22 protein-coding genes are annotated in these 23859 nt (G+C 66.9%); 14 read left to right on the forward strand and 8 right to left on the reverse strand.

The window, feature by feature from the left end; all coding sequences use genetic code 11:
* The first annotated feature begins 4 nt into the window (after nucleotides 1-4).
* The 8 genes from ACQI46_RS13175 to ACQI46_RS13210 all read left to right on the forward strand — a co-directional run bounded on the left by ACQI46_RS13175 (nucleotide 5) and on the right by ACQI46_RS13210 (nucleotide 7765).
* A complete protein-coding gene (locus ACQI46_RS13175) occupies nucleotides 5-892 on the forward strand; it encodes a 2-hydroxy-3-oxopropionate reductase (protein ID WP_427094437.1) in 888 nt (295 codons plus the stop codon).
* A gap of 50 nt (nucleotides 893-942) precedes the next feature.
* Nucleotides 943-2037 (forward strand): FAD-dependent oxidoreductase, encoded by a 1095-nt coding sequence (locus ACQI46_RS13180; RefSeq protein ID WP_427094438.1) that lies wholly within the window; start codon nucleotides 943-945, stop codon nucleotides 2035-2037.
* Entirely contained in the window at nucleotides 2034-2849 is an 816-nt protein-coding gene (locus ACQI46_RS13185) for an ABC transporter permease (protein WP_427094439.1), read from the forward strand. The genes ACQI46_RS13180 and ACQI46_RS13185 overlap by 4 nt, the downstream gene beginning before the upstream one ends.
* Complete coding sequence (locus ACQI46_RS13190) at nucleotides 2846-3637, forward strand: ABC transporter permease (protein WP_427094440.1); 792 nt, start codon at nucleotides 2846-2848, stop codon at nucleotides 3635-3637. Before ACQI46_RS13185 ends, ACQI46_RS13190 begins: the two co-directional genes overlap by 4 nt.
* Before the next feature lie 41 nt (nucleotides 3638-3678).
* Nucleotides 3679-4467 carry an ABC transporter ATP-binding protein gene (locus ACQI46_RS13195; RefSeq protein ID WP_427094525.1) on the forward strand — a complete coding sequence of 263 codons (789 nt, stop codon included), beginning with the start codon at nucleotides 3679-3681 and terminating at the stop codon, nucleotides 4465-4467.
* A 38-nt stretch (nucleotides 4468-4505) separates the two neighbouring features.
* Nucleotides 4506-5492 (forward strand): ABC transporter substrate-binding protein, encoded by a 987-nt coding sequence (locus ACQI46_RS13200; protein ID WP_427094441.1) that lies wholly within the window; start codon nucleotides 4506-4508, stop codon nucleotides 5490-5492.
* Nucleotides 5493-5554: 62 nt separating this feature from the next.
* Nucleotides 5555-6268, forward strand: a complete 714-nt coding sequence (locus ACQI46_RS13205) for a TetR/AcrR family transcriptional regulator (protein ID WP_427094442.1) — start codon at nucleotides 5555-5557, stop codon at nucleotides 6266-6268.
* Between the two features lie 126 nt (nucleotides 6269-6394).
* Nucleotides 6395-7765, forward strand: a complete 1371-nt coding sequence (locus ACQI46_RS13210) for a diguanylate cyclase domain-containing protein (RefSeq protein ID WP_427094443.1) — start codon at nucleotides 6395-6397, stop codon at nucleotides 7763-7765.
* On the opposite strand, the gene ACQI46_RS13215 is transcribed toward ACQI46_RS13210, so the two are convergent.
* Nucleotides 7762-8337, reverse strand: coding sequence for a hypothetical protein (locus tag ACQI46_RS13215; protein WP_427094526.1), 576 nt, complete (start codon nucleotides 8335-8337; stop codon nucleotides 7762-7764). The genes ACQI46_RS13210 and ACQI46_RS13215 overlap by 4 nt on opposite strands.
* Nucleotides 8338-8356: 19 nt before the next feature.
* On the opposite strand from ACQI46_RS13215, the gene ACQI46_RS13220 reads away from it, so the two are divergent.
* Both ACQI46_RS13220 and ACQI46_RS13225 read left to right on the forward strand, forming a co-directional pair.
* A complete protein-coding gene (locus ACQI46_RS13220) occupies nucleotides 8357-9118 on the forward strand; it encodes an endonuclease/exonuclease/phosphatase family protein (RefSeq protein WP_427094444.1) in 762 nt (253 codons plus the stop codon).
* Nucleotides 9119-9243: 125 nt separating this feature from the next.
* Nucleotides 9244-10125, forward strand: coding sequence for a universal stress protein (locus tag ACQI46_RS13225; RefSeq protein WP_427094445.1), 882 nt, complete (start codon nucleotides 9244-9246; stop codon nucleotides 10123-10125).
* Between the two features lie 30 nt (nucleotides 10126-10155).
* Here the strand turns inward: ACQI46_RS13225 and ACQI46_RS13230 are convergent, their stop codons facing one another.
* Both ACQI46_RS13230 and ACQI46_RS13235 read right to left on the reverse strand, forming a co-directional pair.
* Nucleotides 10156-11298: an acyl-CoA dehydrogenase family protein gene (locus tag ACQI46_RS13230; protein WP_427094446.1), complete on the reverse strand. Its 1143-nt coding sequence runs from the start codon at nucleotides 11296-11298 to the stop codon at nucleotides 10156-10158.
* A 10-nt stretch (nucleotides 11299-11308) separates the two neighbouring features.
* On the reverse strand, nucleotides 11309-12541 hold the full coding sequence (locus ACQI46_RS13235; RefSeq protein WP_427094447.1) for an acyl-CoA dehydrogenase family protein: 1233 nt from the start codon (nucleotides 12539-12541) through the stop codon (nucleotides 11309-11311).
* Between the two features lie 302 nt (nucleotides 12542-12843).
* On the opposite strand from ACQI46_RS13235, the gene ACQI46_RS13240 reads away from it, so the two are divergent.
* Nucleotides 12844-13629 (forward strand): hypothetical protein, encoded by a 786-nt coding sequence (locus ACQI46_RS13240; protein ID WP_427094448.1) that lies wholly within the window; start codon nucleotides 12844-12846, stop codon nucleotides 13627-13629.
* Here the strand turns inward: ACQI46_RS13240 and ACQI46_RS13245 are convergent.
* From ACQI46_RS13245 to ACQI46_RS13255, 3 genes are read right to left on the reverse strand one after another with little or no spacing between them, the layout of a single operon-like run.
* Nucleotides 13607-15469, reverse strand: coding sequence for a putative bifunctional diguanylate cyclase/phosphodiesterase (locus ACQI46_RS13245; RefSeq protein ID WP_427094449.1), 1863 nt, complete (start codon nucleotides 15467-15469; stop codon nucleotides 13607-13609). The genes ACQI46_RS13240 and ACQI46_RS13245 overlap by 23 nt on opposite strands.
* Nucleotides 15470-15476: 7 nt before the next feature.
* Complete coding sequence (locus ACQI46_RS13250; protein WP_427094450.1) at nucleotides 15477-17645, reverse strand: Rv1355c family protein; 2169 nt, start codon at nucleotides 17643-17645, stop codon at nucleotides 15477-15479.
* Nucleotides 17642-18388: a hypothetical protein gene (locus ACQI46_RS13255; RefSeq protein ID WP_427094451.1), complete on the reverse strand. Its 747-nt coding sequence runs from the start codon at nucleotides 18386-18388 to the stop codon at nucleotides 17642-17644. The genes ACQI46_RS13250 and ACQI46_RS13255 overlap by 4 nt, the downstream gene beginning before the upstream one ends.
* Nucleotides 18389-18981: 593 nt before the next feature.
* Here ACQI46_RS13255 and ACQI46_RS13260 point away from each other — a divergent pair.
* The 3 genes from ACQI46_RS13260 (at nucleotide 18982) to ACQI46_RS13270 (ending at nucleotide 21789) form a co-directional block, all read left to right on the forward strand.
* Nucleotides 18982-19434 carry a MaoC family dehydratase gene (locus tag ACQI46_RS13260; protein WP_427094452.1) on the forward strand — a complete coding sequence of 151 codons (453 nt, stop codon included), beginning with the start codon at nucleotides 18982-18984 and terminating at the stop codon, nucleotides 19432-19434.
* Between the two features lie 100 nt (nucleotides 19435-19534).
* On the forward strand, nucleotides 19535-20875 hold the full coding sequence (locus tag ACQI46_RS13265; RefSeq protein WP_427094453.1) for a flavin-containing monooxygenase: 1341 nt from the start codon (nucleotides 19535-19537) through the stop codon (nucleotides 20873-20875).
* Complete coding sequence (locus tag ACQI46_RS13270) at nucleotides 20872-21789, forward strand: alpha/beta hydrolase (protein WP_427094454.1); 918 nt, start codon at nucleotides 20872-20874, stop codon at nucleotides 21787-21789. The genes ACQI46_RS13265 and ACQI46_RS13270 overlap by 4 nt, the downstream gene beginning before the upstream one ends.
* Here ACQI46_RS13270 and ACQI46_RS13275 read toward each other — a convergent pair.
* Both ACQI46_RS13275 and ACQI46_RS13280 read right to left on the reverse strand, forming a co-directional pair.
* Nucleotides 21755-22588, reverse strand: coding sequence for a mycofactocin-coupled SDR family oxidoreductase (locus tag ACQI46_RS13275; protein ID WP_427094455.1), 834 nt, complete (start codon nucleotides 22586-22588; stop codon nucleotides 21755-21757). The genes ACQI46_RS13270 and ACQI46_RS13275 overlap by 35 nt on opposite strands.
* Nucleotides 22585-23775, reverse strand: coding sequence for an acyl-CoA dehydrogenase family protein (locus ACQI46_RS13280; RefSeq protein WP_427094456.1), 1191 nt, complete (start codon nucleotides 23773-23775; stop codon nucleotides 22585-22587). The genes ACQI46_RS13275 and ACQI46_RS13280 overlap by 4 nt, the downstream gene beginning before the upstream one ends.
* Between the last annotated feature and the right edge of the window lie 84 nt (nucleotides 23776-23859).

The raw sequence follows: 23859 nt of genomic DNA on the forward strand, positions 1-23859 counted from the left end.
CGCCGTGAACATCGGATTCATCGGGCTCGGCGTGATGGGCATGCCCATGGCCGGCCATCTTCTCGACGCCGGCCACCAGGTTGTCGCCTTCAACCGTTCCCGCGCCAAGGTCGACGAGCTGGAAGCCCGCGGGGCCGTCGCCGGCACCAGTCCCGCCCAGGTGGGGGAGAAGTCGGATGTCGTCGTCACCATGTTGCCCGACTCCCCGGACGTGGAGGAGGTGCTGTTCGGCACCGATGGGGTGGTCTCGACGCTGCGGTCCGGAGCGCTCGTGATCGACTGCAGCACAATCTCGCCGGACGCCGCGGTGGCGATCGCCGAGCGTCTGGCCGAGAAGGACATCGCATTCGTCGATGCACCAGTCAGCGGTGGAGACGTCGGAGCGATCGCCGGCACGCTCGCGGTCATGATGGGCGGCGACGGGCCGGCCGTGCAGCGGGCCGCCGGCGTTCTGGCCGCAGTCGCCGCGACCCTCGTGCATGTCGGGCCGGTCGGAGCGGGCCAGCTGGTCAAGGCCGCCAACCAGATGCTCGTGGCGGGAAACATCGCGCTGGTCGCCGAGGCGGTCACCCTGCTGCAGCGCACCGGAGTCGATGTTGACTCCGCGCTCACCGTGCTCGGTGGCGGGTTGGCGGCCAGCAAGGTGCTCGAGGTGAAGGCACCGAAGATGCTGGCGCGCGACTTCGCCCCCGGCTTCAGGATCGACCTGCACCACAAAGATCTCAAGATCGCCCTGGCGGCCGCCGAAGCCGCCGGCATCGCCGTACCGCTCACCGGCGTCATCACCCAGCTGGTGCAGGCGCTGCGCAGCGCCGGCGACGGCGGACTCGATCACAGCGCTCTGCTCAGAGCCCTCGAGCGATTGAGCGGCGCGGCCGTGGACGCCGAATAGGCGCAACCGGATTCGGCCTTGCTTTGAACACATCGGAAGGAAGACAAGTCGTGCCAACAGCATTGATCTGCGGTGGCGGTGTCGCGGGCCTCTCGTCCGCCCTGCACCTCAAGCAGCACGGGTGGAAGGTCCAGCTGTTCGAGAGCGACAGCGAACTGCGCACCGCAGGCGTCGGACTCAACATCTGGCCGAACGGGGTGCGGGTCCTCGACGGACTGGGCCTGGGCGCGCAGTTCCGGTCGTTTGCCGCCGAGATGCGGCGATGGTGGACGCTCGACAGCGACGGCACACTCACCTCTGACACCGATGTCAGCCACTGGCCCGGCCAGTTGGGCGCCCCGGTCACCGGCGCACGGCGCCGGCGTCTGAACGCCATGCTCGCCGACGCGCTCGATCCGCACGACATCCAGTTCAACACCACCGCGGTCGGCTACACCCAGAGCGACCAGACGGTCACCGTGCACTTCGAGGACGGACGCAGCGCCGAGGGTGACGTGCTGCTCGGCGCCGACGGCATCGGGTCCCGGATCCGCAACGCCATGCTGGGCGGCGCGCCCACTTTCACCGACGAGAAGATCGTGCGGTGGCGTGGCGTGTTCGAGACCGCCCGTGCCGATGTCCCGTCCGATGTGCAGGCCGACGTCTATGGTGCGACAGGTCATTTCGGTTGGATCCCCATCGATTCCACTCACGCGTACTGGTACGGCTCGATCCACGGCCTGTCCGCGTTCGAGGAGTTCCGTGCCGTCTACGACACATGGACCGCCACCCCGGTCCCGCGGATCATCGCCGCCAGTGAACCGGACACCATCATCGGCCGCGAGATCGCCCATTACCGCGACCACCTTCCGCGGTGGGCCGACGGCCGCGCGGTCCTGATCGGAGATGCGGCCCATCCGATGTATCCGGGCATGGCCCAAGGTGCCAACCAGGCCCTCATCGACGGGCAGTTGCTCGCCCGGACTCTCGAGGCGCACACCGACGTGGCCACGGCACTGGCGCAGTTCCAGGAGGAACGCATGCCGATCGCGAACAAGATGGTGGACTACTCCCGACTGCACTTCGACTACGAACGCACCCGCAAGGAGTACCGCTCCGGAGCCGGCAACCTCCAGATCAACCGCTACCTGGAGTTCGAATCATGACCGCGCTGACCGCCTTGCAGCTGCCGCGGATACGTCAACTCCCGTCGCTGGCCTTCGACGGGCGCACGCTGACCGTGGCGTTCCTGGTCGGTCTGCTCGGACTGCAGGAAATCCTCACGCGCACAGGCGCATTGCCGGCGGGCTATTTTCCGCCGGCTACCGAGATCGCCTCGTCATTCGCGTCCGAGCTGAGTGGCTCTGCGCTGGGCCCGGCGTTGTGGAACACCGCCAGCACCTGGCTGCTGGCCCTGCTCATCGCGGTGGTCGCCGGCACGGCGGCGGGAATCACGCTCGGATTGCTCGCACCGCTGGAAGCGCTGCTGCGACCGGTCATCGAGTTCCTGCGCCCTGTCCCGTCGGTCGCGTTGATCCCGCTGGTGGTGCTCACCATCGGGACCGGTTCGCAGAGCGCGCTGTTCCTGGCGGTCTTCGCGGCCTTCTGGCAGGTTCTGGTGCCGGCGATCGCCGGGGTGCGCGCGGCACATCCGGTCGCACTCGAGACGGCTCGGTCCTACCATCTGACCACCTGGCAGCAGATCCGCTGGATCCAACTGCCGAGCATGCTGCCGTACCTGACCACAGCTGTCCGGTTGGCAACCTCCACGACGCTGATCCTCGTGGTGACCGCCGAGATCATCATCCAGATGCCCGGCATCGGCCACGAGATCACGATGTCGCGCTCGGCCGGAGACCCGGCACGCATGTACGCCTACATCGCGCTCAGCGGCCTGGCCGGGATAGCGGTGAACGCCGTCATGCGTCGGCTCGAAAACCGTGTGCTGGCGGCTCAGGGATCGGTGGACTCCCGATGAGTGCCTCGAACCCCGCATGGATGACCCGGCGTGGCCGCGCGGGACTGGGCGGCCTCGGTGCGGTCGGCGCGCTCGGCGCCTGGTTCGTGCTCTCGGCGCGAAGCGACACCGCGTACTTCCCGGCGCTGTCGGCGATCCTCGAAGAGGCTATCGAGTACTGGACCACACCGGAGGGGCTGGCCAACATCACCGCCAGTCTGACGACGCTGGGTGCCGGCTTGGCCGTCGCCGTGATCGTCGGCGTGGCGGCGGGGCTCCTGATCGGGCAACTGCCCATCGTCGAGCAGACGATGTCACCGACGCTGGAGTTCGCCCGCGCGATCCCCAGCACCGCGCTGATCCCGTTCGCGATGATGCTGTTCGGGGTCGGTGCCGAGATGAAGGTCTTCCTCATCGCCCTGGGCTGTGTCTGGCCGGTCCTGCTCAGCACCGCCGACGGCGCGCGTCGCCTCGACGCAACCATGGTGGCCTCGGCGCGCGCATTCCACATCCGCGGCGTGCGGCGCCAGCTGTACGTGGTGCTCCCGGCGGTGCTGCCACGGATCCTGGTCGGGGTACGGATCGCCATCCCGCTGAGCCTCATCCTCATGGTCACCAGCGAAATGGTCGGCGCCCGAGAAGGTTTGGGCTTCGTCATCACCCAGGCGCAAGCCACCTTCCAGTTACAGACCATGTGGTCGGGAATCCTGGCGCTGGGCATCCTCGGGTTCCTCATGACCGCGCTCTACGCCCTGGCCGAACGACGCCTGCTGCGGTGGTGCGATCCACGGCGGGTCGATTCGCGCTGACCTCACCCCCAACGCAGAACTTTCAACGAAAGGCAGTGACCGTGCTCATCGTCTCGAGTCTCGAAAAGACCTACCCCGGGAAAGACGGCGGCTTCACCGCGGTGGCCGACATGTCCTTCACGGTGCAGGAGGGCGAGTTGTTCAGCATCGTCGGGCCGTCCGGCGCAGGCAAGACGACGCTGCTGCGGTGCATCGCCGGACTGGACCAGCCCACGGCGGGTTCGGTGACGTTCCAAGACCAGCGGGTCGACGGTCCGCCGGCCAACTTCGCGGTGGTCTTCCAGGACTACGCGCGATCGCTGTACCCGTGGATCACGGTGGCGAAGAACGTCGAACTGCCGTTGCTGAAAAAGGGGCTCAGCACCGCCGAACGGCGCACGCGCGTGGCCCAGGCACTCGAGGAGGTGGGCCTCGCCGACGCCGCACACAAGAAGCCGTTCCAGCTCTCGGGCGGCATGCAGCAGCGCGTCGCCATCGCCCGCGCGGTCGCATACCGCCCGGCGGTCCTCATCATGGACGAGCCGTTCGCGTCGGTCGATGCGCAAACCCGTGCCGATCTCGAGGACCTGCTGCTGCGAGTACGCGACGAGACCGGCACCACGGTGCTGTTCGTGACCCACGACGTCGACGAATCGGTGTACCTGAGCAACCGCGTCGCGATCGTCACCCGCTCGCCGAGTTGTGTCGCCGAGATCGTCGACATCGACCTGCCCAGCCCTCGCGACCAGATCGCGACCAAGTCACTGCCCGAGTTCGCGTGTCTACGCGCCCAGGTATTCAGCCGAATCCGCGAGATGGTCCGCAACGACGCGGCTCTCGCATCCCTTTGACACCCGCCCGTGTGACACCCAACCGATCGGAGAACCCGATGATCAGAAACCTCTCACGACTCGCGCGCTGGGGCGCCCTCGCCTCGGCTGCGGCGGTCTTGACCGCCTGCGGTGGCGGCGACAACACCGCACCGGCCACCAGCGACGAAGGACTGACCACCGTCAACATAGGGACCATTCCCGCGACGCTCAGCGCTCCGTTGTTCGTCGGCATCGAGGAGGGGATCTTCGCCAAGCACGGCCTCGACGTGAAGGTCAACTTCGCCGACGGGGGAGCGGCGGTGATCCCGTCGGTGCTCAGCGGTGAGAACCAGTTCGGCTACTCGAACACCGTCAGCCAACTCGCAGCCATCGACCAGGGACTCCCGCTCCGGCTGGTGCAGCCGGCATGGGCGCCGTGCTGCGAGTTCGACGAAGACGACCACGGCCTGTTGGTCCTGCCCGACAGCGGCATCGACGAACCCAAGGATCTGGAAGGCGCCAACATCGCAGTCAATACGCTGCAGAACATCGGGGAGGTCCACATCCGGCGAGCCTTCGACAATCTCGGGGTCAGCCACGAGGGGCTCACCTGGACCCAACTTCCGTTCTCGGACATGGGCGAAGCGCTCGCCCGCGGAGACGTCGACGCGATCTGGGTGTCCGAACCACACCGGACGCCGGGGCTGAACAAGGGCTGGAAGCAGATCGTCGCTCCCGGGATCCAGTCGTTCCCCGACCAGGTGGGTGGTTACTACTCGACGTCACAGAGCTTCGCCGAGTCCAACCCAGGGACCGTCAAGCAATTCCGGGACGCGATGAAGGAAGTCAACGCGTTCGCCGAACAGAACCCCGGCCGCGTCGGCGAGGTGGCTGTCGCGGAGATGGGCATCGACCCGGCGATCATCGATCAGGTGAACTTCCCGAAGTTCCCCACCGAGGACGACGGTCAGGCCCTGCGCAACTACGGCGCCGCCGTGGTGCAGTACGGCATCATCGACGAGGAACCCTCCGACTACGACGCGTTGTTCGCCGCCACCGAGTAGCCGTACAGCGCGAATCATCAAGTGCGACAACGACAGGCCGGCGCATGGCCTACCATCTTCGCATGACCAGAGCGCCGTCGCAGGGAGGCCGTCCGCGGCGAAGCGGCATCGTCGCGGACGACCCTCGCGGGGACATCCTCAAAGCAGCCGCAGAGCTCTTCGCCGCCCGCGGTTTCGCCGCCACCCGCATGGACGCCATCGCGCGACGAGCCGGCTTGGGGCAGTCGTCGCTGTACTACTGGTTCAAGTCGAAAGACGAGATCCTGCGCGGGATCATGAACCAGAACCGGGTGTCGTTGGAGGCCGCGCGGGTGCTGTCACACCGCACCGAACCCGCGGCGGTACGGCTGTACATCGTCCTGTACCAGGATGTGGTGCAGATGTGCACGGCGCCGCTGAATTTCTACGATCTGGAGGAAGCGGCCAAGAAGCAGCCGGAGGTGTTCAGCGACTTCCAAGACGACTACGACGAGCTGTTCGCGAGACTGCGCGACATCATCGCCGAGGGCGTCGTCTCCGGAGAGTTCATCGACGTCTCACCCGCCGAATTCGCGAGGACGGCACTGAGTCTCAATGAGGGAAGCCAGTACCGGTACCACGCCGGTGAACCCAGCCGGAGTGTTCTGCACGCGTACGCCGACGCCGCGGCCCGTACCTCGTTGCGGGCGGTGATGACCGATGTGGACGATCTGATGGCCGTGCAGGAACACGCACGGAGGGGTGTCGCCGGGTTTCGAGGTCGTCTGGAGCCCGCGGAGTCGAACGGATCGGACTGATCCCCCTTCAGGTGTTTGCTCGGCTTGGTAATGTGCCTGTGCGGGCCACGGACTTGGGGGGAGGTCCTTCACCAACGGCTGTGCCTGCGGCTTTTCACATCCGTCGAAACGGAAGGGCAATAGCCGGTGCAGCCCAATATCTCAGCACCCGCCCCGGGGGCAGCCGGCGACGCCGATGCCGACGTTGCCGAAGACCGGTATCGGCGTTTGCTTGACGGCAGTTTGTCGCCGATCTGCCGTCATGACGGTCGCATTGTGCACTACGTCAACTCCGCTGCTGTGCGCGCCTTGGGCATGTCGTCGCAGCACCAGATCGTCGGTCGTCCGATCGACGATTTCGTCGACCCGCAGTCCCTGGCCGGCGTCCGCGTCGGACTGGATTCCTTGATCACCGATGGTGATGTCTCGGAGCCCGTCGAGGTCACGATGCGCCGCATCGACGGCACCACGGTGTCCCTGCACTCGGTCTCGACGTTGCGGATCGGGGCGGACGGCCGATTCTACGAAGTGGTCTGCGCGGCACCGGTCTCGACGCCGAAGCAGAATGTGCGTGTCGCTGCGCCCACGGACACGGCAGGCCACCGACACGAAGCCGATGACCACCTGTACGCGGTCCTCGATCTTCTGCACGTCGGTGTGATGATCATGGGCAGCGACGGGCGGATCCAGTTCACCAACGAGGCGGCCCGGCGCATCCTCGGCAGCAACACGCACGATCTCACGGGACTGCACCACAGCAGCAGCGGACTGGCTCTGCGGATGTATGACGCCCAAGGCGCGTGGATCGGCGCCGACGCGCACCCCGTACGTTGGATCCTCGAGACCGGGCTGGGCATCGTCGGCGAGGTCATCGGTGTCGACCGGTTCGACGGTCGACGCGCGTGGGTGACCGGAAACGGGTGTCTGCTCGACCCTCAGAATCCGGATACCTCCCCGGTCATGTTGTCGTTCACCGACATCACCGAGCACTACGACGCGCGCGAACGGCTGCGGCACGAGGCGACCCACGACTGGCTCACCGGCCTGCCGAACCGCGTGCATGCGCTCGACCACGCGGCGGCGGCACTGGTGGCCACCGGTTCCGACCGGCTCGCCGCAGTGCTCTTCCTCGACCTCAACGGCATGAAAGCCGTCAACGACAAGCACGGCCATCCCGCGGGCGACGATGTGCTGCGCGTCGCGGCCCGACGCATGCGCGCCGCGGTCCGCGCGCAAGATCTCGTGGCGCGCATCGGCGGCGACGAATTCCTGGTCCTGCTGCGCGGTTCGCTGCGTACCGACGAACTCGACGGCATCGTGACCCGTCTGCAGGACGCCCTGGCCGCCGACATCTCGGTCGGGTCCCGGCTGCTGCGGATCGGCGTCAGCGTCGGTGCCACCGTCGTCGCCGAGGACGACCGGCGCAGTCTGGCCGAGGTACTCCACGATGCGGATGCGGCCATGTACCAGGTGAAGGCCGAAGCACGTTCGGCGACAACCGAATCCAGCGACGGCTAACCGATCGAGAGCCGGTCACAGATCAGCAGGAAGGCTTCGGCGAACGCGTGGCCTTCGGTCTCACGGCGCAGCCGCTCCCAGTCGAGTTGTTCCCGCACGGCCCGCACCAGAGGCAGCAGCGCCTCGAAGTTGCAGTGGTGTTCGTGCATCGCCCGCAACTTCTGCAGGATCACCTCGGTCGGCGGCAGCACCGGCATGCACACCGCGAGCACGTCCCGCGTCGGTGCGCGTTCGATCATCGACGGCTCGACCGGCACGCGGTTGATCTGGTGCAGCACGTCGATGACCGCGGGGGAGTCGGGGCTCATCGCCGCCTTGAACAACCACTGCTCGGGCGGCCGGCGAATGTCGAATCCCGCTTTGAGCAAGGTGGTGGCGGCCGCCTCGACGTCTTGCTCGGCCACCACGAAATCCACATCGTGGGAGGGTTCGGGCGCGCCGTGGGCCCACAGCGCGTAGCTGCCGGCCAACGCAAAAGGAGGACCGTCCTCGCTCAACGCCGAGGCAGCGCGTTTGAGCGCGGCGCGCAGATCCGCATGGGCGATCGGTGCCACCGTGGGTTCGCAGGTCATGGTGGGTAGTGGTGTACCCATGAAGTTGGTGACGTTCAACATCCTGCACGGACGCACCCCCGGCGGGGACGTGGACCTCGATCGTTTCGCCGAGTGCGTGGCCGGTCTCGACGCCGACATCCTCGCCCTGCAGGAAGTCGACTCCATTCAAGAGCGTTCCGGCCTGGCCGATCTGACCGCGCTGGCCGCCGACGCGATGGGCGCGCGCAGCCACCGCTTCGTCGCCGCGATCGCCGGCACGCCTGGTGCGACGTGGATGGCCGCCACCGGGGAGGAACAGCCCGGCACCGCCGCCTACGGGGTGGCGCTGCTGTCGCGTTATCCGGCACTGAGCTGGCAGGTCGTCCGGCTTCCGCGCATCCCCTTCCGGTTTCCGATGTATCTCAGCGCCCCCGGACGTGTCCAGGTCATCGACGAGGAGCCGCGCGCGGCGGTGATCGGGCAGTTCGACACTCCGCTGGGTGACCTCACCGTCGTCAACACGCACCTGTCCTTCGTGCCGGGCTGGAACCGGATTCAGCTGCGTCACCTGCTGCGCGACGTGCGAGGCCTGCCCTGGCCCCGCATCGTCACCGGAGACCTCAACATGTCCGCGGCGGCCGCGCGCCGCCACTCGGGACTTCGATCGCTGGCGACGGCGCCGACCTTTCCCACCGAGGACCCGACTCAGCAGTTGGACCACGTGCTGACCGACGACCCGGCGCTGCGCGCCGAGGACTGCCAGACCCCGCGGCTGGCGATCAGCGATCACCGCCCGTTGGCCGTTCACCTGCGGCGGTGACTTTTGTCATCGGCCCCCGGGACCGACTTCTCTCCACTCCTGCCGACAGCGAGATAACGTCGAGTTGTCGGGCGGACCCGCCACCGACAAGACGAGGCTGCCGTTCACGGTGAGGAGACGCGCTCATGACCACTCCACTGGCACCCCTGGGAATCGCCGTCGGAGTCGACGGATCGCCCGAGGCTCGCGTGGCTGTCGACTGGGCAGCGCGGGAGGCAGCGCGGCGGGGCGTCCCACTGACTCTGGTGCACGTCCTGCCGGGCGCTGTCATGCAGGCCTGGATTCAGGCGCCGCTACCGGCGGACTACTACGAGGACTTGCGACGTGCCGGCCAGGAGTACCTGTCGGCGGCCGCACAGGACGCCCGAGCCGCCACCGGGGAACAACTCGTCGCCGTCGGGGAACGCATCGTCTCTGGTCCACCGGTGCCGGAGCTGGTCGACATCAGCAAGCAAGCCGACATGGTGGTGGTCGGCAGTCGAGGACTGGGCAAGTGGGGACGTCGGTTACTCGGCTCCGTCAGCACCGGATTGGTCCAACACGGCCGGTGCCCGATCGCGGTGATCCACGACGAGGACCCACTCATCCCACATCCCGATCAGGCACCCGTCGTCGTCGGTATCGACGGCTCGCCGGCATCCGAACACGCCACCGCGATCGCGTTCGACGCCGCCTCGCGCCGAGGCGTGGAACTGGTCGCGGTGCACACTTGGCGCGACGCCGGCTACGAACTGCCCGGCCCCGAGTGGAGTGACGTGCAACCCGAGGAGGACATGTTGCTCGCCGAGCGGCTGGCCGGGTACCGGGAACGTTATCCGGATGTCCGGGTGCGCCGCGTGGTCAAGCGCGACCAGCCCGCTCGCGCGTTACTCGAGGAGGCCGAAAACGCGCAGCTGCTGGTCGTGGGCAGCCACGGGCGCGGCGGTTTCACCGGCATGCTGCTCGGATCGGTCAGCTCGGAAGTCGTCCAGTCGGCGCGCATCCCGGTCATCGTGGCCCGACGGTGAACAGGGGAGCCACCCAGCACGCCGGCCCGGTCAGGCCGTGGTCAACCGTGCATACCGCGTGATGTGGTGGTCGGTGGAGCCGAACTCGAGCTGCAGCGCGGTCAACCGTTTGAAGTAGTGGCCGATGGCCAGCTCTTCGGTCATCCCCATTCCGCCGTGTAGCTGGACGGCCTGCTGACCGACGAACCGCGCGGCGCGTCCGATGGTGGCCTTGGCCGCCGACACCGCGCGGGCCCGGGTGTCGGTGTCGGAGTCCAGTTTCAGCACCGCCAGCAACGCCGCCGCGGCAGCCTGCTCGACCTCCATGTACATGTCGACCATGCGGTGCTGCAACACCTGGAAGCTGCCGATGGGTTGACCGAACTGTTGGCGTTGCTTGCAGTAGTCGACGGTGTCGGCGAGCACCTTTCGCATTGCCCCGACCGCTTCGGCGCACACTGCGGCCGCACCTTCGTCGCGGGCCTGTGCCAGCGACGGCCACGCGGCGCCCTCTTCGCCGAGCAGCGCTGAGCCCGGTACGCGGACATGGTCGAACTCGAGGTCCGACGCGCGCCGATCATCGATGGTGCGGTAGTCGTGCCGCGTGAGTCCCGTTGTGTCCGAGGACAAATCGAGAAGGAACAGCGTGATGCCGGAGCTGTCGGTGTGGTCGCCTGCGGTGCGCGCCGTCACCAGTACGTGGCTGGCCAACGGAGTGGCGGTGGACACGATCTTCGATCCCGTCAGCACCCACTCATCGCCGTCGCGTTCGGCGACGGTGCGCACGTCGCGCCAGTTGTCTCCCGAGGTGGCTTCGGTCGCGGCCAGCGTGACGATGGCCGAGCCGCCGGCGATCTGTTCGAGCAGATCGGCTGCGGCCGGTCCGCCGGCACGCTCGATCAGCCCGGCGGCCACCACCGCGGTGTCGACGTAGGGCTCGACGACCAGTGCGTGCCCGAGCGCCTCGGCGATGAGCATCATCTCGACCGGGCCGCCGCCGATTCCGCCGTACTCCTCGGGCAGCGCGGCGCCGAGGATGCCGAGCTCCTCGGCGAAGGCACGCCAGATCTCCGGCTGCCAGCCCGGGCCGGTCTTGGCCGCTGCCCGGCTGCTTTCCAGGTCGTACCGCGTGGCCAGGAACTTGGTCAGCCCGTTGCGGAGCAGTTCTTGTTCGTCGTTGAGTTTGAAGTCCATTTACAGTCCCCTACAACCCCAGAGCAGCCTTGGCCAGGATATTGCGCTGAATTTCGTTGCTACCGGCGTAGATTGACCCGGCTCGATCGTTGAAGTAGCGCAGCGGTGCGACCGCCTGCCACGGTTCGCCGGTGACGTAACCGTCGGCCGGCGGCTCGAAGTCGGCGATGGGCCCGCCCGGGAAGGTGGCGTGCGGCTGGTATGCGCGCCCCCGTGGTCCGGCTGCTTCCATCGCCAGTTCGGTGATGGTCTGGCTCAATTCGGTGCTGAGCACCTTGAGCATCGAAGATTTGGCACCGGGATTCCCACCCTCGGCCACCACGGCCAGCACCTGGTATTCGAGGATTTCGAGGACCTCGGTGCGCAGACGCGCATCGGCGAGCCGGCGCGCGAACGCTGGATCGTCGAGCAGGCGGCCGCCGTCAGGACCCGGCTGGTCGGCCGCGACCGCGGCGATCTCCTCGGCCATCACCTGCAGCGCGGGCGAGTTCGCGCCTCCGCCGCGCTCGAACTCCAGCAGGTATTTGGCCACGGTCCAGCCGTCGTCGATCTCGCCGAGGACGTTGGTCTTGGGCACCCGCACCTCGTCGAAGAAGACCTGGTTCTGTACCTCTTCTCCGGAGGTCATCACCAGCGGCCGGATCTCGATGCCCGGGCTGTCCATCTCGATGAGGATGAACGTGATGCCGCGCTGCTTCTTGTCCGAGCGGGTGGTGCGCACCAGCGCGAACATCCAGTTGGCTTCGCGAGCGTGGGTCGTCCAGATTTTGCTGCCGGTGCACACCAGGTGGTCACCGTCGTCGCGGGCGGCCATCGTCAGCGCGGCGAGGTCGGATCCGGCTTCGGGCTCCGAGTAACCCTGACAGAAGAACACCTCGCCGGTCAGGATTCTGGGCAAGAAGTACTTCTTTTGCTCATCGGTGCCGAACTTGATGATGGCGTGCGCCACCATGCGGATTCCCATCGGCGAGAGCGACGGCGCGCCGGCCAATGTCGATTCGCGGCTGAAGATGTAGTGCTGGGTCAACGACCAGTCGCAGCCGCCGTGCTCGACGGGCCATGCCGGGGCCGCCCATCCTTGTTCGTGGAGAATGGCCTGCCATTGCATGCTGGCGTCGTGATCGGCGTACACGCTGGTCATGAGGCGTCCCGCGCGGCGGAGTTCGGGCGTCAGTTTGGCCTCGAGAAACGCGCGCACCTCGTCGCGGAACGCCGAGTCCGCCGGTGACCACTCCAGATCCATGAAGTTCCCTCCCGTGTGAGCTAGAGACACAGTAAACCTAGTTAGTTAAGTGGGGAACCCCGGGTGCGCCTGTCATCACACCGCGGCGTGCGCAGCGGATGTCTCACTGCTGGAGCCGCGCTGTCGCGACGAATTCAGTGGTAGCGTCCGTGGGTTGCCACAGTCGGTGATGGCAAACCCCCTCATTGACCATCACCGCTGTGGCAACCTGGAGTTTGCCCGTTTTCATGCATGTATCGCCGTGCCCTACGCTGTGAAACGCGGCAACTGGCCGCGGTCAGGCAACGATGGGGCGAATAACCGTGGATGCGGAGATGGACTGGGACGACGAAGTCGACGTCGTCTGTACCGGCGCGGGCATCGCCGGGCTGTCGATCGCCGTCTTCGCCGTCGACGAAGGCGCCGAAGTCCTGGTAGCCGAGCCGCCCGTCACAGTGTCGGACCGTCGGTGGTGGCCTCTGGACTGCGCCGACGAACACACCCGCGCCTACCTGGCGGAGTTGACTGCCGACTTCGACGCGTCCCAACTCGGCTTTGACGAAGACGATCTCCCTGTCCGGTCCATTCTGACCGACCGCGGCCGCGGCAGCCGCACCGTACCGCCGTTCGTCGGATCCCGGATGCGCGATTGGGCCGCGCAGTGCATCTGTTCACCCTCCGGGTTTCTCTACACCCGGGTGACCGATTGGCCGACCGCCACCCTCGCGCTGAGCGGAGGAGAGGAGTGGGAAGTCGCCGAAATCGGTACGGTGACGTCCGACGGCGGCGATCGTGTTGAGGCGCTGCACAAGTGGCTCACCGTCGAGGCCGATGAACGCGACGTCGAACGATTCGCCGTCGCGGGGTTGCAGCGCCTGGTCTTCGACGCCGGCATGGTTGCCGGTGCGGTCTTCGACACTGAGGACGGCCCGTACTCGGTCCGCTCCCGGCACGGCGTGCTCATCTGCCCGCAGGCCCAGACCTCGCGACGGGAGGCCGGTCACGCGCCCGCCACTGGTGAGTTGCGGGCTGCCCTGGTCGGGCGGGCGGGTAGCCGGTTCGGCCGGGTGGAACTGCTCGAGCCGCCTACAGCCGATGAGACGTACTGAAGTTCAGTGCAATCCGGCCCTTGGCCAGTAACGACTCCATCGCGGCGCCGGCGATCGGGCGGGACAACAAGAAACCCTGGGCTCGGTGACATCCGTGCCGCAGCAAGGTGAGGGCGGCAGCCTCGGTCTCCACTCCCTCGGCGACCAACTCCAGACCGAACGACTCGGCGAGCGCGATGATCGCCCGCACGATCGCGAGATCGCCGGGGTCCGAACCGAGTTCGCGCACAAAGCTGCGGTCGATCTTGAGGGTGTCCACCGGCAGGGACTTCAAATGCGACAGTGCGCTGTAGCCGGTGCCGAAGTCGTCGATCGCGATCTGGACCCCGGCTTCTTTCAAGCCGGCGACCGTGACACGAGTGGTCTCGATGTCCTGAACGACCACGCTCTCGGTGATCTCCAGACACACCGATTCGGGGTCGATGTCGAACTCGGCGATGATGCCGGCAACGGTGTCGACGAAGCCGTCGGTCACCAGCTGCACCGGTGAAACGTTGAGGCGCAACACGATTCGCTGACCGACGCCGCGTGAACGCCAGCTCGCGAACTCGGCGCAAGCTGTCCGCATCACCCACCGGCCCAGCTCGCCGGCGAGGTTGATCGACTCGGCCACCCCGATGAACGATTCCGGCGAGAGCAGCCCACGCGTCGGGTGCTGCCAGCGGACCAGGGCCTCTATGGCCAGGATCTCGCCGGTACGCATGTCGACCTCGGGCAGATAGTGCAGGACGAGCGCGCTGTTCTCGATCACGCTCTGAAGATGCAGCTCGACGTCGTTGCGCAGCGCGCTCTTCAGTGCCATCTCCTCACTGAACACCGAAACCATGTTGCCGCCGGCACTCTTGGCGGTCAGCACGGCCTGGTCGGCGCGCCGCAGGAGATCTGAGGTGTTGTCGTGTCCCGGCGCACCCAGGGCGACGCCGATGCTGGCAGTCCGTGTCAGCATCTCTCCGTCGATCGAGACCCGTTCGCTCAACGTGTCGCGCAGCCGGTAGGCGAGTGCCTCTGCGGTCGCCGTGTCCATCGGTTCGTCGGGAACCACGACGAACTCGTCGCCGCCGAGACGCGCGATGAGGCAATTGCCGGCGGCTTCCCGCCGGAGTCGTTCGGCCAGGACCCGGATGAACCAGTCCCCAGCGGTGTGTCCGAGGTAGTCGTTGATCGCCTTGAGGCGGTCCAGGTCGAAGAACAGCGTCGCGACCGGTCCCGGACTCCCGGGAGTGAGTCGCTCGTCGAGGTGGGCCAGCAGCGCACGCCGGTTGTGCAACCCCGTCAGGTCGTCATGCTCGGCCAGATAGCGCAACTGTTCTTCGGCCAACACTCGTGCCTGTACCTGAGCCATCAACGAAGTGATGGCTTCGAGTGCGTTGAGTTCTTCGGTGGTCCACTCGCGGTCACCGAACTTGACGAAACCCAGCGCCCCGGTCGTCACGTCTCCGGACACCAATGGTGCGGCCGCCAGCGAGGTCTGGGGAATCGCGCGGCCCTCCTCGATGAGCCGCTGGTAGTCGTCGGTGGCCGGTTCCGGACGGAAGACCATCGGCCGTTTGGCGTGTTCGCTGTGAGCAAAAACCGGGTCCGCGTCGGCGTAATACACGATCCCCAGGGGATCCGGGTCCGGAATATCGGTTCGGACGGGCCATTCCGCGACCAGCCGCGATGCGCGCAACGTGTGGTCGTTGTAACGGAGGAAGCTGACGTCGACGCCGAAGTACTCGACGAGGTCGGCCAGTACCTGTTGGTGTACCTGGGCAGAGGTGGCCGCGGTTGCGGCCATCAACTTGGTGGCCACCGAGGTGACCACCGCGTCGAGGGTGGGTGGCGCCGCGCTTGCAGACATGGTGCAGTCAGAATACGGGCGAGACACCGAAACCGAGTGTTCGACGCCGACTACGAGTCGACGTCGGCGGCGCTTTGGTCAGTCGCAGCAGTAAACAGAGCCCTTGTTCGGGTCGCGTCGCCGTCATGTGACGGAACTCTGATTGGAGCTCGATGAGCTCGGCGGCGAATCTCGATGACAACGCGACGACTTCGTCGTCATCGTGGGCATACAGGAAGGCCGGGGAGATCGGTTGGACGGACAACCCCAACTGCTGCGCGGTGATCCACAACGCTTCGGCGCCGCTGCCGCCGCGCGCATACCCGGTCAACGACCGGTCGTCGACCGTCAACACCGCAAGAGCCGAACTCTGCGCGACGCGGCTGCCGGTGTCGTTGCCGAGAACCGAGCCGGCGTCCCACTGGGCGAGGATGGACATCACCTCGGTGCGCCGCAGCACGTCCAGGGTCGCCAGCTGGTCTCCCGAGAGTTCGAGGCTGCGCACGTCGATCCCGGAGTCCTGCCGCTCATCACCCGGCCACCGCAGCTCCGAGATCATGTCGGAATGCAGGTAGGGGGTGAGATACCGGATGCGGTCTGCGGCGGCCAAGATCTGTGCTGCCCGCCTCAGGTCGTCGGCTTCGTGGAGCAGCCTGACACCCGCGCCCTCGCGGTGGGCGGCATCGCGAAGCGCCGACAGCACGTCCTCCGACAGGGCGATGCGAGTGCCACCGTGGCGGTTGGTCTCGCGCGCTTCGATCATCGGGTACAGACCCGCCAGGTAGGGGTCCTCACCCCGGCCGAGCTCGATCACGGCCCGCAGCGGGTCGTGGTCGTCCTCGTGGAATCGGACCGGCCCGAGTGCGCCGTGCGCAGCAGCGGCGACCCTGGCGTTGAACACCGCCGCTCCGAGCGCCACGGCGCTGCCGCGCAGAGCGATGTCCAGTGACGAGCTGTACTCCGGTGCCAGCCGGATCGTCACCGTCTGCGGTGTCGCATCGATGTGCCACGGTTGCGCGTTGCCTCCCGAGGGCGCCCGGTGGGCCGCAAGCACCACCGCATGCACCGTCGACTGCGGGGTGAGCGAGCGCTGCTCAATCGGCGGTTCGGACCGCTGAGCCGGCTCGTCCGCCGGGTCGGTGAGGGTGTCCAGTGCAGCGGCCACGTCGATTCGGACGCGGCCCGAGGCCAACGGTTCCCCCAGACCGATACGTCGCACCCCTTCGGCGATCGTCGACGCGCCGACGAGCACGTCGCCGACGAGTTGCGGCCAGGTGGCCAAAGTCTGGCCGACCTCCACCAGCGACGCGGCACCGCGCGGCGACAGGCTCGCCGCATCGAGGATGCGCAAGACGTGCGGGATTTTCTCCCGGCTGTCGAGCGCCGACAGTGCCGCGGCGTCGACGTCCCCGAGCAACCCGTGGAACAGCGGTCGCCGCGGATCTTCGTCAAACCGTTCGACGTCGATGAGGCCGCGATCGCTACTGGCCATCAGCACCGGTATTCCGCGCGCCCGAGCTCCTTCGCGCACCAGAGCCTTCACATCGAGTGAGTCGCACTCCTCGACCACGACGTCCAGCCCGTCGAGGAACGCCGCGAGCGTCTCCGCCGAAAGTCCGTCCTGCAGTACCTCGACGTCGAGATACGGGTCCACCTCGGCGATTCGGCGAGCCGCCACGACCGCCTTGTTCACGCCGAGGTCGAAAACCGTTGCGGGCACACGGTTGAGGTTCGACAGTTCGAGATGATCGAAGTCGGCCAACCGCAGATGCCCACAGAGACCCTGCACCGCCAGCGTATGGGCGATGGCATGACCCACACTCAAACCCACCACACCGACCCGCAGCGACTCGAGCTTGCGCTGTTCGTCGATGGTGATCAGGTTGCGGTTGCGGTCCGTTCGCGTACGCGCATAGGCGCGCGGACCCAGCACACTCACGAGCGTGCGCCGCCACGGGTAGTACGCCCAGCGTGGCCGTTCACCGGTCAGCCCGTCATCCGGCGTGGGCAGCAGACTGCGCAATGTCGCTGCCTGCCCGTCGATCTGGTCGAGCACCGCGATGTGGGGATCGGCGCGCAACGACTCGATGGTGCGCGCATCGGAGTCGTCGGCGGGATCGAGAATGACGGCTCGCGAGGGGTTCTCGCCGCGATCTGTGGTGTGGAACGAATCGGTCTCAGGGGGCTCGAACGTCACAGCGCATTATCGCGTAGTCCGATCGGCCCGCCATAGAGGACCCCCGCCTGTTCCAGATCACGGACGTCGGCGATCATCCTGGCGGCCTGAGCGGGCTCGGAGTGCCGGATGAAGGTACGGCGGTCCCACCACATCATCTTCGTGCGGTACCGCGGGTCCGGGTACGGCGTCGCCGGGATGTCAGCGACCACACCGCCGGAGGTGCGCCACTTGTCGAGCACGTGCGGTGCGGAGGTGGCCATGCAGAACTGCACATCCATGACCGCCATCGCGTGCGAGCCGCTGCGGGCGAGTGCTCGTGTCACCCCTTTCGACTGGCCCGTGCGGTCATCGACGAACGCCGCCTTCATCTCCAGCACTCCGAACGGCACACGGTCGTCGATCATCTTGCGTACGGCGGCCAGGCCGGGCTGACCCTCCCACTCCACGACCGCGTGGGAGTCGTCAGCGCCTGTCAGCGGCCCTTTGGCGCGCAGGCCGCCGATCACCCGGCCTGCGGAATCGAGCGCCGCCCAGAACAACGCGGTGTCGTGACCGTCGCTGATGTCGGCGACATCGAGGGCGCTTTCGACGCCGAACTTGCGGTAACTGCGCTCGGCACCTTCGAGATACTCGAACCACAACTCCGGATCCAGTGCCGGCCGCGACATCACCAACGTGCACTGTGCGGTTTCGTCCCACCACGCGTGCCGCGTGGGCAGGGCGAACTGGTCGGCTGGCGATTGAGTTAGCGGAGCGCTCATAGGATTCCCATCGTCATGCAATCGAGATACCCCTTTGAAGGTCTCGACTGCGCTTTTTCGGACTCGGTATTCACCGCATGCAACGGCGCACTCAGTATGTGGCCGTATCGGCCTGGATTCCAGCTAGTCACACTGATTTCCCTGGTTGTGCAGGTGTAGGAAGCGAAACGTTGCGTTAAAGGCATACCGCAGGAAGCCATTTGGTAGGTTCGAAACCGGCGAAAATAGCGATTGACTACGCGGTCAATCGGATTCGAGCGAACTCGTCCGCCATCATTACAACTCTACTTACTCGGTAAATGCAGAAATAGTGCGCTATTCGCTAACTTGCATAATCGATTGCGTCAATTCCGGGAAGATTGTGGGCGCGTGGGAATGTGACGGTGATGTTTCGCGACGCCGCAGCCGGAGCTGTCCGCTTCGCTGACTCGGTGGACCGCAAGCGTGATGTGGCCGGCGACGCTGCCGCGCCGACCCTGGCTGCGGGTGACGCTCGGCGCCCAGTGCCGGTGTGGCACTGTGAGACCCGTACGGCCAGCGGCGGGCGCGTGTGAACCACGTCGCACGGCAACGACACTGACAAGGAGGTACCAGTGAAGAAGTTCAACGATCTCGCCGAGCTGGCGGCGGCCGAAGGCACTCAACTAGGGCCCACCGAGTGGCTCGAGATCACCCAGGACCGGGTGAACCTGTTCGCCGACGCCACCAACGACCACCAATGGATCCACGTCGATCCGCAGCGGGCCGCCGACGGGCCGTTCGGCGGGACCATTGCCCACGGTCTGCTGACCCTGTCGCTGATCCCGCATTTCACGCACCAGTTGTACACCGTCGGCAATGTCGCGATGGCCATCAACTACGGCTACAACAAGGTCCGGTTCATCACGCCCGTCCGTGTCGGCGCCAAGCTGCGCGCCCGCGCCGAGATCACCGCCGTGGCCCAGCTCGACAACGCCGTCCAGGCGACATTGACCACGACCGTCGAAATCGAGGGTTCGGAGAAGCCGGCCGCGGTCGCCGAGTCGATCGTGCGCTTCCTCGGCTGACCGGAGTCAGTCCTCCCGCCGCGGCTGTTTCACGCGCGTCAGAAACCATTGACGTACGTCAAAAACGCTCGTAGATTCCGTTGCGGCGGGAGGAGCGTCGGTGCGAATCAAAGACCCCAACGTTGCGGTGATCGGTGCGGGCATCAGCGGCTTGACGGCGGGCAAGATGCTCAAGGACTACGGCGTCCGGTACACGACCTTCGAATCGTCTGACCGCATCGGCGGCAACTGGGCGTTCGGGAATCCGAACGGCCACAGCAGCGCCTATCGGTCGCTGCACATCGACACCTCCAAGGATCGGTTGTCCTTCAAGGACTTTCCGATGCCTGCGCATTATCCGTCGTTCCCGCACCATACCGAGGTCAAGGCGTACCTCGACGAGTACGCCGCGACATTCGGTCTGCTCGAGAACATCGAATTCGGCAACGGTGTGGTCCGGGCCGAGCGCGGCGAGGGCGAGGGCTGGTGTCTGACCGATGACACCGGTGCCCGACGGCAGTTCGATCTGCTCGTGGTGGCCAACGGTCATCACTGGGATCCGCGGCTACCGGATTTTCCGGGATCCTTCGCCAACCAAACGATCCACTCGCACGAGTACATCGATCCGACCACGCCGCTGGACCTGAGGGACAAGCGGATTCTGGTGGTGGGTATCGGCAACAGCGCCGCGGACATCACCGTCGAGCTGTCGTCGAAGGCGCTGGGGAACAAGGTCACCCTGTCGACGCGCTCGAGCGCCTGGATCGTGCCGAAGTACATCGCCGGTCGGCCGGGGGACACGTTCTGGCGGACGTCTCCCCATCTGCCGCTGAAGTGGCAGCGCAAAGCCGTGCAGTTGGTGGCGCCGATGCTCGGCACCGACCCCACGATGTACGGTCTTCCGCCGGCGGACCACAAGCTCTTCGAGGCACACCCGACGCAATCGGTCGAGCTGCCGCTGCGGTTGGGTTCGGGCGACGTGACGCCCAAGCCCAACGTGGCCCGCTTGGACGGCGACACCGTGCATTTCACCGACGGCACCAGCGACGTCTTCGACGTCATCATCTATGCCACCGGGTACAACATCACCTTTCCGTTCTTCGACCCGGATTTCATCAGCGCGCCGAACAACCAGATCCGGCTCTACAAGCGCATGTTCAAGCCCGGCATCGACGACCTGGTCTTCATCGGCTTCGCCCAGGCGGTGCCGACCCTGTTCCCGTTCGTCGAATGTCAGTCGCGTCTGCTGGCCGCCTATGCGGTCGGCCGGTACGCCCTACCGGCGATCAGCGAGATGGAGCGCACGATCGACGCCGATCAGCAGCTGCATGCCGGGCACTGCACCGACCGCCCCCGGCACACGCAGCAGGTCGACTACTTCGTCTACGAACACGACATCCGGACTCGCGAACTGCCCGCCGGATTGCAGCGCGCCCGCCGGAGTGCACAGGTGATGCGATGACCCCGGACGAGATCACCTTCCGCAGCGGGGATGCCGACTGCAGCGGATGGCATTTCCGCGCGCCCGGCGGCGGCTCGCGCCCGCTGGTGGTGATGGCCCACGGGTTCGGTGGCACGAAGGACTCCGGACTCGAGCCCTTCGCGCAACGGTTCGCCACCGCTGGGATCGACGTGCTCGCGTTCGACTACCGCGGCTTCGGCGCATCGGGAGGGCAACCGCGACAGTCTCTTTCGGTGCGCAGACAGGTCGACGACTATCACAGCGCAATCGAGGCGGCCAAGGCGCTCGAGGGCGTGGACCCCGCCCGGATCGCGCTGTGGGGGGCCTCGTTCTCCGGTGGCCACGTCCTGACCGTCGCGGCCGCCCGCGCCGATGTCGCCGCCGTGATTGCCTTGACGCCGTTGACCAGCGGCTTGGCCGTCAGCCGCGCGGCGGCCACCTCCCGCGACCTCGCCACCTCGCTACGGTGGACGCTGGCCGGCGTCAAGAGCCGCCTCGCGGTGCGCCGAGGTGCGGCACCGACGCTGATGCCGCTGGTGGCTCCCGTCGGGCAGCCCGGTGCGCTCGCACTCGACGGCGCCTATGAGAGCTACACGGCGATGGCCGGTCCGACGTGGCGCAACGAGATCGACTGCTCGGTGGGTCTGGAGGTGCTCGGCGTGCGCACCACCGCCGCGGCCAAGAAGCTGAGGTGCCCGCTGCTGGTGCAGATCGCCGACTTCGACCAGTACGTGCCCGCCGACGCGGTCGCGGCGACCGCCGCGCACGGTCGCGCGCAGGTGCACCGCTACCCGTGCGACCACTTCGACGTGTGGCCCGGGCACGACTGGTTCGGCAAGACGGTGCAGGATCAGGTGGCGTTCCTGCAGCGGACGCTGCTCAGTAGTGCGTCGATCCCTGGTCGACCGAAATAGCGCTCGCCGTCACGAACTTCGACTCGTCACTGGCCAGCCAACACACCGCATCGGCGATGTCCTCCGGTTGCACCACCCAGGTGGGCAGGAACGGCGTCATCATGTGCTGCAGTTGCGGGTTGCTCTCCATCGCCGCGTTGAGTGCGCTGACCATGTCGCCGGTGCCCATGTCGGTGAGCACGGGACCCGGGTGCACGCTGTTGACCCGGATGGCGTGCTTGCCGAGTTCAGCGGCGAACGCGCGGGCCATGCCGGTGACGGCGTGCTTGCTGGCCGTGTAGTGCACCATGAACGGCTGCAACTTGATGCCGGCCGCGGAGCTGATCAGGATGATCGACCCGCCACGGCCACCCGCGACGATCTTGTCGGCGCCGGCCATGACCGTGTTCCAGGTGCCGGTGACGTTGATGTCCATGACGTCGCGGAAGTCCTCCGGCCGGATGGCGTCCCATGCCTGCGGCGCGGAGACTCCGGCGTTGGCGACGATCACGTCCAGTCTCCCGAGCTCGGCCACCGCCGAGGAGACGACGTCACGCAGCCCGTCGTAATCGCGGGTGTCGACCACCGCGGAAATGATGCGCCGCCCGGTCTTCTCCACCAGGCGCACGGTCTCCTCGAGATCCTGCGGGGTGGCGGGGTCATAGGGCACGCACGGCGGAAGGGGCCCGGCGATGTCGACGGCGATGATGTCGGCACCCTCGTTGGCCATCCGCACCGCGTGCGCGCGACCCTGGCCGCGAGCGGCACCGGTGATGAACGCGACGCGCTCCTGCAGCCGGCCCTCTGATCGTTCGCTCATGCGCGCTTTGCCGCCTTCACCAATCCGCCTCCGATGATCAATCGCTGAATCTCGCTGGTGCCCTCGTAGAGTCGGAGCAGCCGGACGTCGCGGTAGATCCGTTCCACGGCGACCTCACGCATGTAGCCGCTGCCGCCGTGCACCTGGACCGCGAGATCGGCGACCTGTCCGGCCATCTCGGTGCAGAACAGCTTCGCCGCCGACGGGGCGATCCGCCGGTCCTCGCCGGACACCCACTTCTGGGCGGCGTCGCGCACCAACGCGCGGCCCGCCAACACGCCGGTCTGCTGGTCGGCGAGCATCGCCTGAACCAACTGGAAGTCGCCGATCGCGGTGCCGCCCTGGGTGGCCGTCGCCGCGTAGGCCACCGACTCGTCCAGGGCGCGCTGGGCGGTGCCCACCGCCAGCGCCGCGATGTGGACGCGCCCCCGGGCCAGCGACGTCATCGCCGCGCGGTAGCCGATGTCCTCGGTGCCGCCGACCAGCGCGCTGTCGGGGACCCGGACGTCGGTGAAGGTAACATCGGCGGTCCAGGCGCCTTCCTGGCCCATCTTCTTGTCCTTGACGCCGACCTCGGCCCCGGGCGTGTCGGCGGGCACCAGGAACACGGCGATGCCGGCGCCCTTGTCGTCGGCCGGTCTGCTGCGGGCGAACGTCACGAACAGGTCGGCATTGGGCGCGTTGGTGATGAATCGCTTCTGGCCGTTGATGATCCAGTCCGAGCCAGTTCCGTTGCCGTCTCGGACGGCTTTCGAACGCAACCCGGACGGGTTGGAACCGGCACCCGGTTCGGTCAGCGCGAACGACGCCACCACCTCGCCGGAGGCGATGCGTTCCAGCCACGTCGATTTCTGTTCGTCGGTGCCGTAGCCGACCAGGACCTGACCGGCGATGCCGTTGTTGGTGCCGAACATCGAACGCAGCGCCAGCGACGTGTATCCGAGCTCCATGGCCAGTTCGACGTCCTGGGCCAGGTTCAGTCCAAGGCCGCCCCACTCCTGCGGGATGGCGTAACCGAACAGGCCCATGTCCTTGGCCTGGGTGCGCAGATCGTCGGGCACGCGGTCGTCGGCCAGGATCTCCTGCTCCCGCGGGACGACGGCGGTCCGGACGAACTGCCGGGTCTGGGCGAGGATCTCGGAAAAGTCCTCTGGGCTGACTTCCGGGGCGGGGTCGGCTGTGCTCACGAGTTTGATACTCCTCAGGGTCCCGATTCGGAAATATCGTATATGAAATACGATAGCGGTCAGTTGGGTCCCTACAGACGCTGA

Source organism: Mycobacterium sp. SMC-4, assembly GCF_050205565.1.
Taxonomy (GTDB): Bacteria; Actinomycetota; Actinomycetes; order Mycobacteriales; family Mycobacteriaceae; genus Mycobacterium.

Coding starts and splice junctions, on each gene's coding strand:
- ACQI46_RS13190 (WP_427094440.1), top strand. CDS start 2,846: ATGAGTGCCTCGAACCCCGCATGGATGACCCGGCGTGGCCGCGCGGGA.
- ACQI46_RS13275 (WP_427094455.1), bottom strand. CDS start 22,588: ATGAGCGAACGATCAGAGGGCCGGCTGCAGGAGCGCGTCGCGTTCATC.
- ACQI46_RS13270 (WP_427094454.1), top strand. CDS start 20,872: ATGACCCCGGACGAGATCACCTTCCGCAGCGGGGATGCCGACTGCAGC.
- ACQI46_RS13215 (WP_427094526.1), bottom strand. CDS start 8,337: ATGACCTGCGAACCCACGGTGGCACCGATCGCCCATGCGGATCTGCGC.
- ACQI46_RS13235 (WP_427094447.1), bottom strand. CDS start 12,541: ATGGATCTGGAGTGGTCACCGGCGGACTCGGCGTTCCGCGACGAGGTG.
- ACQI46_RS13205 (WP_427094442.1), top strand. CDS start 5,555: ATGACCAGAGCGCCGTCGCAGGGAGGCCGTCCGCGGCGAAGCGGCATC.
- ACQI46_RS13245 (WP_427094449.1), bottom strand. CDS start 15,469: ATGTCTGCAAGCGCGGCGCCACCCACCCTCGACGCGGTGGTCACCTCG.
- ACQI46_RS13220 (WP_427094444.1), top strand. CDS start 8,357: ATGAAGTTGGTGACGTTCAACATCCTGCACGGACGCACCCCCGGCGGG.
- ACQI46_RS13185 (WP_427094439.1), top strand. CDS start 2,034: ATGACCGCGCTGACCGCCTTGCAGCTGCCGCGGATACGTCAACTCCCG.
- ACQI46_RS13225 (WP_427094445.1), top strand. CDS start 9,244: ATGACCACTCCACTGGCACCCCTGGGAATCGCCGTCGGAGTCGACGGA.
- ACQI46_RS13255 (WP_427094451.1), bottom strand. CDS start 18,388: ATGAGCGCTCCGCTAACTCAATCGCCAGCCGACCAGTTCGCCCTGCCC.
- ACQI46_RS13200 (WP_427094441.1), top strand. CDS start 4,506: ATGATCAGAAACCTCTCACGACTCGCGCGCTGGGGCGCCCTCGCCTCG.
- ACQI46_RS13230 (WP_427094446.1), bottom strand. CDS start 11,298: ATGGACTTCAAACTCAACGACGAACAAGAACTGCTCCGCAACGGGCTG.